This window comes from Accumulibacter sp., assembly GCF_031732815.1.
Lineage (GTDB): Bacteria > Pseudomonadota > Gammaproteobacteria > Burkholderiales > Rhodocyclaceae > Accumulibacter.
Map to the genome: position 1 here is coordinate 1 of NZ_JAVMKF010000142.1, position 13,623 is coordinate 13,623.

Consider the following 13,623-nt stretch of genomic DNA (forward strand, 5'->3'; position numbering starts at 1 on the left):
AGCCTGCTGTGGCGCCAGCGGCAGCGCGAGGGGCTGGATGCCGATGCACGCCAGCGCTACCTCGACGCCGCGCAGCGCGAGGCTACGGACCCCTTCGACACCCACCCGGCGCTGGTCGATCGCCTTGCCGCGCTCGGCGCGTGCGCCGATCCGGCCGCCGCGCAGCGTCTGGCGCCACCGGTGACGAGCGCCGCCGAGGCGTGGTTCGGGTCGCTTCTGCCCGTCCTCTCGGCCGAGTTCGACCGGCGCTGGTGCGACGACGTGAGCGGCGAATGGAAGGAGCGGCACGAATACCTGGGTCGGCTGGTCGCGCGCCTAGCAGAACTCGACGCAGCGCGTGCCGCCGCCGGCCTGACGCGTGAGGAGCGCTGGGAATACCTGTGCGCCGTCGAGGAGACCGACCCGGAAAGCGACCTGATGCCGCTGCTCGAGGAAGTGCTGCGCGACGAGCCCGACCACCTGCTGGCGCTCTTCCGGCGCGGCCGCGTGCGCCTGGAACGTGGCGACGAGGGCGGCATTGCCGACCTGGAGCAGGTGATCGCTGCCGATGCTTCGGCGACGCTGCCGGCGAGCGAACTCATCTGGCGGTTCTTCCGCCAGCGCAGCGGCGAGGGCGACGCCGCGTGCGCCGAGTTCTGGCAGCAGCGCTGGCTGGAACGTTCGCAGTACGAACAGACGATCGCCGCCGAATTCGCCCACCTGCCGGCCGACGCGACGCTGGCGTCGCACGAGCTCGATGCCGAGCTCGTGCAGGCGATATGCGAAGTCCTCAGAAGCAGCCCGCAACACGTCCGCCAGGCCTTCCTGCTGCGCCGGGTTCTGAAGGCCGATCCAACGCGTCACGACTACGTGCTGTGCATCGAGACGCCGCGTTTCACCCTCGGCGACAAGGGGCCGGTGGTAGTCAAGCGCCTCGCGGCGTTGCAATGGCCACTGCCGCTCTACATCGTCCACCTCGGCAGTCGCCCGTTCAAGCGCTTCCGCAAGACGATCGACCAGCTCGGCGTGGCGCCGCTGGCGATCGTGCGGGTGCAGTGAAGCGGCGGTGCGCCGATCGGAACGACGGTAGGCAGCAGCGTTTTGCCAGCCAGCGCCTGGCGCGGCCATTGCAGGCACTCGCTGGCCTGGCCGCCGCGCGCGCCAGCTTTCAGCGGGGATTGGCTGGCGCTTCCCGGCGATGGTGTACGGCCAGCCAGATGGTCACTTGTCCGCTGGCCGTCCACTCGACGCGATGCCGCCGGTGCGCGGCGATGTTTACAAAGTCACCCGCTCGCAGGTGGCGCGTCGTGCTTTCGTCGGCGAAGCGCAGGCCGGCTTCGCCTGCCAGCAGCAGGATCCATTCATTCTCGTCCTGGTCGTACCAGAAACCGGCCGGGCTCGCCTGGCCGGTCGACACGATGCGCTCGATGCGCAGCCCAGGGCGCTGCAGCAGTTGAACGAACTGTTCGCCGACCTGCGTGCCGACGCTGACCTTCGGCAGGTCGGCGAAGACGTTACCCGCTCGGTCCGCCGGGTCCTCTTCAGCCTTCATCGCTAGCCCTCTCATCCTCGCCCTTTTCGCCCGGCTCGCGCAGGCGAGGCTGGCGAGAGGGGCGAGGGGGGCGGGCGCCGGCGTGTGCCGAAGCAGCAGCGTGCCTAGTGGTCAAGCGCTTCGTCGGCTGGCGCCGACCGAGCATCGGCCAGTTCGGCGAACAGCGCCAGCGTCTTCTCGGCCTCGACCGGGTCGAGGCGGGTCAGTGCGTAGCCGACATGGACGATGACGTAGTCGCCAAGTGCGACACCGTCGACCAGGGCGAGCGAAACCTCCTTGTTCATCCCGCCAACGTCGATCAGCGCGCGCTGATCGGGGCGCAGTTCGACGACTCGGCAGGGCAGGGCAAGGCACATGTTCGGCGCGCTCGTGTCTTGCTCAGTGGCTGACGAGATGTTGCAGCGCGACCCAAGCCTGGCCGACCGAGAGTCCGCCGTCGTTCGGCGGCACCTGACGCGCTTCGATGATCTGCATGCGCTGTGCCCCGAGGCGCGCGCGCAGACTGCGTACGAGGACCTGATTCAGGAAGCAGCCGCCGCTGGCAACGATCGTTTTATCGCCCGGCGCGACGACGCGCAGCCAGTCGGCCAGAGCGGCGGCGAGCGTCGCATGAAAGAGCGCTGCACCGCGCTCGGCGTTCCGCTCGTCGGCCAGGGCGGCGAGCAGCGGCAAGAGATCGAGCACGCCGTCGGTAATCTTCCAGCCCTGATCGAGCGGCAGGATGTCGCCGTAGGACTGCGCCATTCCCTCGAGCAGCATGGCGGCCTGCCCCTCGTAGGCCATCACCGCCTTGACGCCGAGCAGGCCGGCGGCGGCATCGAATATCCGCCCCATGCTCGTCGTCGGTGGGCAGTTGATTCCGCCAGCGAGCATCTGAGCGATCGCCGGGGCCGCTGCGTGCGCGGAAAAGCGCTCGCTGATCTCCTTGCCCCGGCCCATCTGGTGCAAGGCCGCGGCGGCCATTCGCCAGGGTTCGCTGGCGGCGCGATCGCCACCCGGCAGGCCGAGCGGTGCGACATGCCCGAGGCGTTCGAAGCGCACGCCATCGACACGCAGCAGTTCGCCGCCCCAGGCGCTACCGTCGCTTCCCAGACCGACGCCGTCGAGCGAGAGGGCAAGCTGGCTACCCGCCAGTGCGTGTTCGGCGAGAACCGCAGCGGCGTGCGCGTGATGGTGTTGCACGCCGAGCAGCGGCAGCCGGCGCTGCTGGGCAAAATCGGCGGCGAAGCGCGTCGAGTGGAAATCGGGATGCAGGTCGTGCGCGACGATCGCCGGCTCGACGCCAAGCAGCTTGAGGAGTTGCGCCGTGCTTTCTTCCAGATAGTCGCAGACCGAGGCGTTGTCCAGGTCGCCGATGTGCTGCGAGACGAAGGCTTCGTCGCCGCGCGTGACGCAAACGGTATTCTTGAACCAGCCGCCGGTCGCCAGCACCGATGGTCCGGCGAGCGGCAGCTTGATCGCCCGCGGCGTGTAGCCGCGCGCCCGCCGGATGAACTGCAGGCCACCGCCGGTAATTCGTGCGACGCTGTCGTCGCAGCGCGTGACGATGTCGCGGTCGTGCATCAGGAATGCGTCGGCGATCCCGTACAGGCGGAGCAGCGCTTCGCTGTTGCCGATGACCAGCGGTTCGCCGCCCGGATTGGCGCTGGTCATCACCAGCGCCAGATCCTGTGCGCGCTCGAGCCAGCCGATTCCCGGCGGGCGCTTGGCGGCTTCGTGAAAGAGCAGGAACTGGATCGGCGTGTAGGGCAACATGACACCCAACCAGGCAAGGCCGGGCGCCACGCCGGGCAGATTGCTGTCGCAGGTCGAGCGCTTGCGCAAGAGGATCGCCGGTCGTGTCGCCAGAGTGAGCAGGCCCGGTTCGCCGATGCCCATCTGGACGAAAGGCGCGGCCGACGGGGCATTCGCCAGCATGACGACGAAGGGCTTTTCGTCGCGCTGCTTGCGCTCGCGCAGAACGGCGACGGCGACCGCGTTGCGCGCGTCGCAAGCCAGATGAAAACCGCCCAGGCCCTTGATCGCGACGATCTTGCCCGCCTTCAGCAAGTCCAGCGTGCCGGCGATCGGATCGCCCGGCAGGCGGTGGCCTTCGCCGTCGAGCAGAAAGAGCTGCGGCCCGCATTTCGGGCAGCAGCTGGCTTCCGCGTGAAAGCGTCGGTCATCCGGCTGCCGGTATTCGGTCTGGCAGCGCGCGCACATCGGAAACGGCTTCAGGCTGGTGCGCACACGGTCGTAGGGGAGGCCGCGGCTGATCGTGTAGCGCGGGCCGCAATTGGTGCAGTTGGTGAAGGCATAACGCCAGCGCCGGTTGCCCGGATCGAACATTTCGCTCAGGCAGTCACGGCAGATCGCCGTGTCGTGCCCGAGCATCGTCGCCGCGCGACCGCTGCGGCTGTCGATGATGACGAATCCGCCGCCCTTTGCTTCGCGCGTCGTGTCGCGCGCGACGATCGAATTGACCCGGGCCAGCGGCGGCGCTTCGCGCTCGATACGCTCGATCAGGCTTCTCACCTGCTCGGCTGCGCCGCTGACTTCGATCTCGACGCCGCGCGAGTCATTGCGCACCCAGCCGTCAAGACCGAGTTCGCGCGCCAGGCGCCAGACGAAAGGACGAAAGCCGACCCCCTGGACCACCCCGCTGACGCGGATGCTTTGAGAAATGATCGAATCGGCCATGTCAACCCCGCGCGTGCTGGGCAAGCTGTGCTTCGAGCTCGCTGATCCGCTGCTGCAGCGCCGCGATCGTTGCCCGCTTGCCTGCCTGCTGCTGGCGGCAGGCGGTCTGCAGCCAGTCGAGCCAGGCGGCGAAACCTTCGCCGCTGGTGGCCGACAGCGTGACAACCTGCAGCGCCGGATTGACTCGCCGCGCGTAGTCGACTGCCAGTTCGACGTTGAAATCGACGTAGGGCAGGAGATCGACCTTGTTGAGCAGCATCAGCGACGCCGCGTTGAACATCGCCGGATACTTGAGCGGCTTGTCGTCGCCTTCGGTGACCGAGAGGATGACCACCTTGTGCGCCTCGCCGAGATCGAAGGCGGCCGGACAAACGAGGTTGCCGACGTTCTCGATCAGCAGCAGCGAGTCCTCGTCCGGTTGGAGATCGTCGCAGGCGTGGCCGACCATGTGGGCATCGAGATGGCAACCCTTGCCGGTATTGATCTGCACCGCGCGCACGCCGCTCGCGCGAATCCGCTCTGCGTCGCGGCTGGTCTGCTGGTCGCCTTCGATGACGGCAATCGGCAGCGTCGCGCGCAAGGCCTCGATCGTCCGACAAAGCAGCGTCGTCTTGCCCGAACCGGGGCTGGAAACAAGATTGAGTGCAAAGATGCCGTGCTCGGCGAAGTGCCGCCGGTTGGCGGCGGCAAACGCGTTGTTGGCGGCAAGGATGTCTTCTTCGATCTGCACCAGGCGCGCGTGCCCAGTACTCGTGCCAGCTTTCTCAGCCGGCGCGCCGCCGGCGTGCGTGTGCGTCTCGCCGTGCCGGTGGCTGTGCGCAAAGCCCTGCGCTGCTGGTCGTGCCCTGCTGTCAGCCGCCAGCGCGCGGTAGCTCGCTGCGGGGTTGTTGCCGACGCCCTTCGGCGAAGCTTGACTCGACCCCGGCGGGTCGCCGTCAGATGAACCTTCCGCCGATGAACTTTCCGCTGACGGACTGCCGGCATTCGGCAAGGCCTTGCCGTCGACACGCGTATCCCCGACACCACAACCGCAAGTCGTGCACATTGCTCTGCTGTCTCCTGTTGTTATTCAACCTCCAGCTCCTTGACGCGCATTTCGGTACCGCCGGTTGCTTGGACCGGGTAACCGCCGCAGGTCGGGCAGGGGTCGTACAGCGCCGCCAGCGGCACCGTTTCCCCACAATTAAAGCATAAACCACGGCCATTGATCTCGATTATCTGCAACGCTGCGCCGTCGGCCAGCGTGCCTCGCGCCGCGGCAGCGAAACAGAAGCGCATTGCCTCGGGCTCGACGGCCGAAAGTTGCCCGATTTCCAGCCAGACGGTGCTCACGCGGCGGAAATTCCCCGCGCGCGCCGCGTTTTCGACGATGTCGATGACGCTCATCGCGAGCGACATTTCATGCATCTTCGAGGCGCACCGTGCAGGCCACGCAGGGGTCCAGGGCGAGCGCCAGTCGCTCGCCGGCCTGCCGTGCGAGCGCTTCGCTGGCCGCCGGCAAGCCGCTGATCTCGCGCACGAAAGCGCCGTGTGGATGGAAGTTCCAAGCGGTTGGCGCGACGATCAGATAGCGCGCAACGCGCTCGCCGTCGAGTTGAACGCGATGCAGCAAGGTGCCGCGCGCAGTTTCGACGCAGGCCAGCGCACAGCCTTCGCCTATCTTCGTCGCGGCACACAGATCGAGCAGGCTCTCCGGGTCGGCAAGTGCGCGCACCAGCCGCTGCAATTCGAGGCGGCGCGCGATGAGGCGCGCGGCGATCCGTTGCCCGGCAGCGAGCCGCGCCGCCACTTCAGGTTCGCCCGCCTGGCGGGCTAGTGCGCCGGTTTCGGCGGGAACGCCGGCGAGCGTCGGCCAGCGGGCAAAGTCGTTGCTCAGCGCGTGCGCTGCCCATTCGGCCGGCGACAGGCGCGGCAGCAGCGCGACCGCGTCAGCGCTGTGCAGCTCGGGCGGCGTTGGCCAGACAAGATCGGCCAGCCAGCGCTCGAGGTCGGGCGCGATTTCGGCGGCTGCCGCCGGGTCGTCGGCGGCCTGCAGTCGTTGCCGCCAGAGCGCGAATTCGGTCACCCGTCCGCCGTTCGCGGCAGCGCCGGTGGCCGGCCAGGCGATGAGGACATGCGTCAGATGCTCGACGATCATCTCGCGGGCGACGGTGAGCGCCAAATCGATCTGTTCGCGACTCGTCATCGGTCGGCAGCGTGCCGCCTGCACTGCCAGTCGCGCGGCCGCGCCCTGCGCTGCCCGGCAAAGACCAAACAGGCGTTTGACGACCTCGGCAGTGCGCACCGCCGGCAGTCCGCGCAACAGGCGGTCGGCGGTCGGTTGCGTCGACAACACGCGTGCCCGCGCTACCTGCTGTCCGTCCCAGACCAGCACCAGATCCAGAGATCCCTGCTCCACAGCCTCGCTCTTGCAAGATGTCATTGAAGAATACGCCAAGGCTTTGCATCGGTCTTGACGCTGATCAAAGCTTCGCCGCGGCATTTGCGCGTCGGGGCGGGCGCGGTGTGGCGAAGCGGGTACGCGGAAAGCGCCGGGGCGCGCCATTGGCGACTATGCAGAAGACTAATCGCCGTTTGGACCGCAAACGATCTCGAAGTAAGATGCGTGGCATTGGCAAGAGGGACGGCTATTCGGTCTTTGGGGACGGCACGCGATGGAAGCAGGCGAGATCCGGAAGCTGCGGGAGAGACTTGGCCTGACCCAGGCAGCGATGGCCGCACAGCTCGGGGTCAACTTCGTGACCCTTTCTCGCTGGGAGCTGGCGCGCAGCCGGCCGTCGGCGCTGGCGCTGGATCGGCTGCGCGAACTGGAGCACGCGCAGTGCGCGGCGATCGCGGCTGGCGTCGACGCGGCAGATCGTACCGCTCGCAAGCTGGACTTCCTCGGCGATGCGAAGCAGGTCGTTACGCTGGTCGAAGGCGAACGGCTCGCCTGCGGCCACCTGTTCAATCCGGCTTTCGCCAGCGAGATCAGCCAGGTCGATCCACTGCCCCACCAGCGGCTCGCGGTTTACGAGCGGATGCTGCCGCAGCCGCGCCTGCGTTTCGGCCTGTTCGACGATGCGGGCGCGGGCAAGACGATCATGACCGGGCTGTACATCCGCGAGAGTCTGTCGCGACGGACACTGCGCCGCGTCCTGGTTGTCGTCCCCGCCGGGCTGGTCGGCAATTGGTGGCGCGAGCTGCGCACGCTGTTCCAACTGCCGTTTCGCATCGTCACCGGCAGTGATGCGCGCCAGGGCAATCCCTTTTCTGGCGCCGACAGCGATCTGCTGATCGTCAGCCTCGACAGTCTGCGCGGGCGGTCCTTGTTCGGCTGTCTGCGCGAGGCTGCCGCCTTGCCCTATGACCTTGTCGTCTTCGATGAGGCGCACAAGCTGAGCGCCAACCGCGATGCCGACGGCAGCTTTCGGCCTACCGACCGCTACCGGCTGGCCGAGGCGCTGGCCGGGGTGCGCGATATTCCAGACGAGTGGCGGCTCGGCTGGAGCGCGCACCACCTGCTGCTGCTGACCGCAACGCCCCATATGGGTAAGCCGTTCCCGTACTACTGCCTGTGGCGGCTGCTTGAACCGGAGCTCTTCTCGACGGAAGCGGCTTTTGCCGCCTTCCCGCCAGACGAGCGCAAGACGTACTTCGTGCGGCGGGTCAAGGAAGAGATGGTCGACCTGCACGGCGCGCCGCTCTACCCGCTGCGCGTGTGCGACACGCACAGCTACGAACTGAGCCAGGGGCCGCTCAGCGAGCACGAGCTGTACGTCAGGACGACCGCTTACATCCGCCACTTCTACGACCAGGCAAGGCTTTTCAGCCGGTCGGCGGCGCGCTTCGCGATGACCATTTTCCAGCGTCGCCTGGCCAGCAGCACCTGGGCGCTGCTCTGCTCGCTGCGCAAGCGCCTGGAAAAGCTCGACACCTTGATCGACGACATCCGCTGCGGACGCATTGGCGAAGAACACCTGCGCGCGCAGCAGCAGCGGCTGGATCGCCAGGTGCGCGACACGCTGCTCGAAGCGACCGCCGACGAGGAGGGCAGCGAAGGTGGCGCCGAAGCGCACGAAAAGGACGAGGCGCTGGCTCTTTCTGCTTTCGTCGCCAGCAGTCTGGCCGAACTCCTGGTCGAACGCGAGGCGGTGCAGGAACTGGTCAGTCTGGCGGAAGCGGTGCACGCGCGTGGCCTCGAGCGCAAGTTCGACAAGCTGAGCGAACTCCTGCGCAGCGCGCAGTTCGCGCACGAGAAGGTGATCATCTACAGCGAGCACCGCGACACGCTCGACTTCCTGGTTCGCCGTTTCGCAGCGATGGGCCATGTCGGGCAGGTTGCGCAGGTCCACGGAGGGCTGGACTTCGCCGCGCGCGACGCGCAGGTGGAGCTGTTTCGCCGGCCACACGCTGGCCGGGCTGGGGCCGAGGGACCCGGCGCGCGTTTCTTCGTCGCGACCGACGCCGCGGCCGAGGGAATCAACCTGCAGTTCTGCTGGGTGCTGGTCAATTACGACCTGCCATGGAACCCGGCGCGCCTCGAACAGCGCATGGGTCGCATCCACCGCTATGGGCAGAAACGCGATCGGGTCGCGATCATCAACCTCGTTGCCGGCAAGACGCGCGAAGGGCGGGTCGTGCACACGCTGCTGAAGAAGATGGAGGAAATTCGCCGGGAGCTGGGATCGGACAAAGTGTTCGACGTCATCGGGCGCGTCTTCGAGGGATTCTCGCTGAGCGAGTACATCCGCTGCGCGATCGTTTCCGAAGCCGACGCCGATCGCGCCGCACTCGACCTGGCCGGTCAACTGAGGTCGAGCAGATGCGCGCTATTGCAGCGCGCGAGCAGGCGATCTTCGGTCGCGGCGGCGAGGTGGCGCAAGAACTGCCCAGACTGCAGGAAGCGCTGCATATCGAGGAGATGCGCCACCTGCTGCCCGGCTATGTTCGCCGCTACCTGGAGCATGCGGCGCCGATCATCGACCTCGATCTGGTCGGCGACCTCGACGGCAGCTTCTCGCTGCGTGCACGCAAGAAGGGGGCGCTGGACAGCATCGTTCCCTTGCTGGAAAACTATCCCGAGTCCGTCCGCGCGCGACTCACCGTCCATCGGCCGGTGAATCGCCGCGATGCGGTGTTTCTGCATCCCGGTGAAGCAGTCTTCGATCGTTTGTCGGCCCTGGCCGCGGCTCGCTGTCGCGCGTCTGGGCAGCGCGGCGCCGTCTTCGTCGATGTCAGCGCCGCGGCACCTTATCTGCTGCACGTCGTGCGCGGCAACGTCGTGCGCAAGGCCGACGAGGCGTTTGCCGCGCTGCAGCGGGAAGAGGTGCTCGAGCAGCGCCTGCTTGCCGTCAAGCAGTACGCCGACACGCGCATCGAGGAGACTTCGCTCGAGCAGATGCTGCTCCTGCGCGCGGCGCCGCAAGTGGATGCGGCGAGCATCGACCTGCTTGCCCAGGCCGACACCTGCCGGCGGGTGGCGGAGGCATTCGTCGCCGGCACGCTGCTCGACCGCATGAGCGCCAATCGTCGCCGGCAAGCAATGGATCACCTATGCCACAGCGAGGACTACTTGCGGCGCGCGCACGATTATCAGGAGTCCGAGCTGGCCTCGCAGCGCCAGCGATGTACGCAACGTGCCCGGGAGGGCGACCCGCGCGCGTTACCCGAGCTCGAGCGCATCAAGGCGCAACAGCGCCGGCTGAACGAGCGGCGCGACCATGCGCTGGCGCAGGCACGGCGCGCAGTCGAGCTGATCGAGCCCGGGCCGGTCGAGCACATCGCGACCGCCCTCGTGCAGCCGTCGGCCGACCCGCGGGATGTCATGGCGCGCGATCTCGAGGTCGAGCGCATCGCCATGCAGATCACCATGGCGTTCGAGGTGGCAGCCGGCGCCGAAGTGCGCGACGTGTCCACGCCTGAGCGGGCGCGGCAGGCGGGATTGACCGATCACCCCGGATTCGACGTCTTCTCCCGACGTGCCGACGGCGAGAGGGCAATTGAGGTGAAGGGGCGCGTCGACACCGGCGAGGTCGAGCTGAGCGAGAATGAATGGGCGAAAGCGATCAATCTGCGCCATCGCTACTGGCTCTACACGGTCTTCGACTGCGGCAGTGCGTCGCCGCGCTTGCTGCGCGTGCAGGATCCGTTTGGCAAACTGATCGCCCGCGGCAAGGCGAGCTTTGTTGTTTCGGCCAGGGCCATCCTCGAAGCGGCGGAGACTTTGCGGTGAACGCTTGCCGGAGCGAAACGGCAAGTCTGCGTGGGCGACACACCGGGAATGCACCGGCGCCGGCAACTTGCCGCGCGGCAGCAGCGCGCCTGACCTTGCGCAGATTCTGCCTTGCCTCAGACAAGGTCGATCGCTCAACGTGGCGCGCAAGCCCTCGGCGTTCCGCCGGAACAGGATAGGACAAGGCAAGCAATGCAGAACAACGACCCAATCGCAGTTGCCCGCGGGCTCCCACAAGGCGCTGTCTTCCATCGCTGCGCGCTGCAGGTGAACCCGCACGGCTATGCGAGCAACTTTCGCGGTACCGCCGCCAGCGGCGACCCGGCGACGCACGCCCGGGCGGTTGTGGACCAGGCGCTGGAACTTGGAATCTCGGTTCTGGCGATCACCGATCACAACAGCGTGAGCGGCGTCGAGGACTTTCGCCGCGCCGCCGGGGATCGACTCGTCGTCTTCCCGGGTTTCGAACTCGGCTCGAGCGAGGGAATTCACCTCCTGTGCATCTACCCGCCGGCGAGCGACCCAACGCGTCTGGATCGGTTCCTCGGCGAGTTCGGCATTTCCAACCCGGGTCCGTCGTCCGATCTGACCAATTGGGCCTTCAGCGCAATCGTCGATAAGGTGCACGAACAGGGCGGAATCGCCATCGCCGCGCATGTCAGCCACAACAATGGGCTGTTTCAGGCGCTGCACGGCGACGCGCGCATTCGGGCGTGGCAAAGCGAAACGCTGCTGGCCATTCAGATCCCGGGCGAAATCGACGATCTGCCGCACCACCTGCAGCAAATCGTCCGCAATCGTGACCCCAACTACGCACGCACGCACGCGCCGGAAAAGGACCTGGCGATTGCGGTGATCAACGCCAAGGATGTTGTTGAGCCGGCAGATCTTGCCGACCCTGCGGCCACCTGCTGGATCAAGATGTCGGAGGTCGGCATCGAGGGCTTGCGGCAGGCGTTTCTCGACCCCGCCTCGCGCTTGCGCCTCAACCCCCGCAGCGCTCCGCTCGCGCGCCAGGAACACACGGCGCTGCTTGCGCTCGCCTGGGAAGGTGGTGGCTTCCTGGATGGCGCAGCGGTCCACTTCAATCCAAACCTGAATGTGCTCGTCGGGGGGCGGGGGAGCGGAAAATCGACCGTGATCGAAAGCATTCGCGCCGTTCTCGGCCTCGAGCCCATGGGCGACGAGGCGCGCAAGGCGCACGAGGGAATCGTTCGTCAGGTGCTCAAGAGCGGCACCCGCATCTCGCTGCTGGTGCGCACGCACCGGCCGACGCCGCGCGAGTACCGCATCGAGCGCACGATTCCCAACCCGCCGTTGGTCAGGGAGAGCTCCGGCGAAGTGTCGAATCTGTTGCCGGAGGACATCCTGCCGCGCATCGAGGTCTTCGGCCAGCACGAAATCTCCGAGTTGACGCGAAGCCGCGACAAGCTGACGCGCCTGCTCGACCGCTTCGTCGAGCGCGATGACGCGCTGCCGCAGCGCAAGGCGAATCTGCGGCGCGAGCTCGAGAAGAGCCGCCGCAGCCTGCTCGATGTACGCGCCGAGGCAAAGGGGATCGAAGAGCGGCTCGGCGCGCTTCCCGCGCTCGAAGAAACGCTGCGACGCTTTCGCGAAGCCGGTCTCGAGGAGCGCCTGAGCGAGCAGAGCCTGCTCGTTCGCGAAGAGAAGCTGCTCGAGTCGATCCCCGAACGTCTGGCTCCGTTCACCGAGTGTCTACACGCCCTGCGCCGCGAGCTTCCCTTCGATCGCACCTTCGTATCGGCAAGAGCGCTCGAAGACCTCCCCGGAAAGGACGTTCTCGCCGGCCTGGACGAGGTGTTTGTCACGCTGGAGGCGGATCTGCAACAGACCGTCAAGCAACTTGCAGCGGCCATCACCCGGGCCGAGCAAGGCGTTGCTGCGGTGCAGACGGCGTGGGAACAACGCAGGCAAGCCGTACAGGCGGCCTACGCGAAGATTCTCCGCGAGTTGCAGAAATCGCGCGTCGATGGCGAAGAGTTCATCCGGCTGCGCCGGCAGATCGAGGAACTGCGCCCTTTGCGCCAACGCCAGGCCTTGCTGCAGCGCCTGGAACGGGAACATGCCGAGCGGCGACGCAAGCTTCTCGTCGAATGGGAAGAACTCAAGGCGGACGAGTTCCGGCGGCTGGACCGCGCCGCCGCGAGTGTCAGCCGCAAGCTGCGCGACCGGGTGCAGGTTCAGGTCACGGCAGCCGCCGATCGCGAACCCCTCTTCCTGATTCTCCGGGAGAAGGTCGGCGGCCGCCTTTCGGAAGCGATCGACAGCCTGCGTAGCCAGCCCGATCTGTCATTGACCCGCTTCGTCGACGCGTGCCGCAGCGGCGGCGCGGATTTCGTTGTCGACTTTGGAATCCCTGCTGCCCAGGCGGAGCGTCTGGCCAGGGCCGAGCCGGAAGTGCTGATGCACATCGAGGAGCTCGAGCTCGCGTCGTCGACGACGATTCGATTGAATACGGCTGCTCCCGGCGAACCGCCCGTGTGGCAGGCGCTGGACGACCTGTCGACCGGCCAGAAGGCAACGGCGGTCCTCTTCTTGCTGCTGCTCGAATCCGATGCGCCGCTGATCGTCGATCAACCTGAAGACGATCTTGACAACCGCTTCATCAGCGAGGGAGTCGTTCCCCGCATGCGGGCCGAGAAGCAGCGTCGCCAGTTCATTTTCTCGACGCACAACGCAAACATCCCGGTGCTGGGCGACGCCGAACTGATCGTCGGGCTAGCCGCTTCCGGTGAGGCCGAGCGCGGGCGCACTTCGATCGACCGCCAACACATGGGGTCGATCGACGCACCGCCGGTGTGCGCCCTGGTCGAAGAAATCCTCGAAGGCGGCAGAGCGGCCTTCGAGCGCCGCCGGCGCAAGTACGGCTTCTGAGGAGAGCGACATGAATCGAACCGAGCTGACCGAGCTCATCCGCAACGGCGAGAACTCGGGTGTCGAGTTCAAACGCGACGACATCCGGCCAGAAGCGCTGGCCAAGGAGATGGCGGCGCTCCTCAACCTGAAAGGCGGCTACATCGTGCTCGGCGTCGAGCCGGACGGCAGCACGGTTTCAGGATTGACACGCCCAGCGGAGAGGGCCGAGGAATGGGTGATGGAGGTTGCTCGCGTTCACCTGCGTCCGGCCGCGATTCCGTTCTGGGAGACGCTCGACTGGGGCGATGGCAAGCGCGTTGGC

10 protein-coding genes and 1 pseudogene are annotated in these 13,623 nt (G+C 67.1%); 5 read left to right on the top strand and 6 right to left on the bottom strand.

The window, feature by feature from the left end; translation table 11 throughout:
* Positions 1-1,038: pseudogene (locus RKP46_RS09775) on the top strand (hypothetical protein); the annotation flags it as partial.
* Positions 1,039-1,147: 109 nt separating this feature from the next.
* On the opposite strand, the gene RKP46_RS09780 reads toward RKP46_RS09775, so the two are convergent.
* The 6 genes from RKP46_RS09780 to RKP46_RS09805 all read right to left on the bottom strand — a co-directional run bounded on the left by RKP46_RS09780 (position 1,148) and on the right by RKP46_RS09805 (position 6,632).
* Entirely contained in the window at positions 1,148-1,531 is a 384-nt protein-coding gene (locus RKP46_RS09780; protein ID WP_311106471.1) for a cupin, read from the bottom strand.
* Between the two features lie 104 nt (positions 1,532-1,635).
* Positions 1,636-1,887 (bottom strand): HypC/HybG/HupF family hydrogenase formation chaperone, encoded by a 252-nt coding sequence (locus tag RKP46_RS09785; RefSeq protein WP_311106472.1) that lies wholly within the window; start codon positions 1,885-1,887, stop codon positions 1,636-1,638.
* Positions 1,888-1,909: 22 nt separating this feature from the next.
* Positions 1,910-4,210 carry a carbamoyltransferase HypF gene (hypF, locus tag RKP46_RS09790; protein ID WP_311106487.1) on the bottom strand — a complete coding sequence of 767 codons (2,301 nt, stop codon included), beginning with the start codon at positions 4,208-4,210 and terminating at the stop codon, positions 1,910-1,912.
* Between the two features lies 1 nt (position 4,211).
* Positions 4,212-5,255 (bottom strand): hydrogenase nickel incorporation protein HypB, encoded by a 1,044-nt coding sequence (hypB, locus tag RKP46_RS09795; protein ID WP_311106473.1) that lies wholly within the window; start codon positions 5,253-5,255, stop codon positions 4,212-4,214.
* Between the two features lie 20 nt (positions 5,256-5,275).
* On the bottom strand, positions 5,276-5,617 hold the full coding sequence (hypA, locus tag RKP46_RS09800) for a hydrogenase maturation nickel metallochaperone HypA (RefSeq protein WP_311106474.1): 342 nt from the start codon (positions 5,615-5,617) through the stop codon (positions 5,276-5,278).
* Positions 5,610-6,632 carry a nickel-dependent hydrogenase large subunit gene (locus RKP46_RS09805; RefSeq protein WP_311106475.1) on the bottom strand — a complete coding sequence of 341 codons (1,023 nt, stop codon included), beginning with the start codon at positions 6,630-6,632 and terminating at the stop codon, positions 5,610-5,612. The genes hypA and RKP46_RS09805 overlap by 8 nt, the downstream gene beginning before the upstream one ends.
* Positions 6,633-6,864: 232 nt before the next feature.
* Between RKP46_RS09805 and RKP46_RS09810 the strand changes: the two genes are divergently transcribed.
* The 4 genes from RKP46_RS09810 to RKP46_RS09825 all read left to right on the top strand — a co-directional run.
* Complete coding sequence (locus tag RKP46_RS09810) at positions 6,865-9,312, top strand: helicase-related protein (protein ID WP_311106476.1); 2,448 nt, start codon at positions 6,865-6,867, stop codon at positions 9,310-9,312.
* A gap of 704 nt (positions 9,313-10,016) precedes the next feature.
* On the top strand, positions 10,017-10,424 hold the full coding sequence (locus RKP46_RS09815) for a DUF3883 domain-containing protein (protein ID WP_409194125.1): 408 nt from the start codon (positions 10,017-10,019) through the stop codon (positions 10,422-10,424).
* Between the two features lie 192 nt (positions 10,425-10,616).
* Positions 10,617-13,319, top strand: coding sequence for a TrlF family AAA-like ATPase (locus RKP46_RS09820; RefSeq protein WP_311106477.1), 2,703 nt, complete (start codon positions 10,617-10,619; stop codon positions 13,317-13,319).
* Positions 13,320-13,329: 10 nt separating this feature from the next.
* Positions 13,330-13,623: ATP-binding protein (locus RKP46_RS09825; protein ID WP_311106478.1), on the top strand; the 294-nt coding region annotated here is incomplete at its 3' end.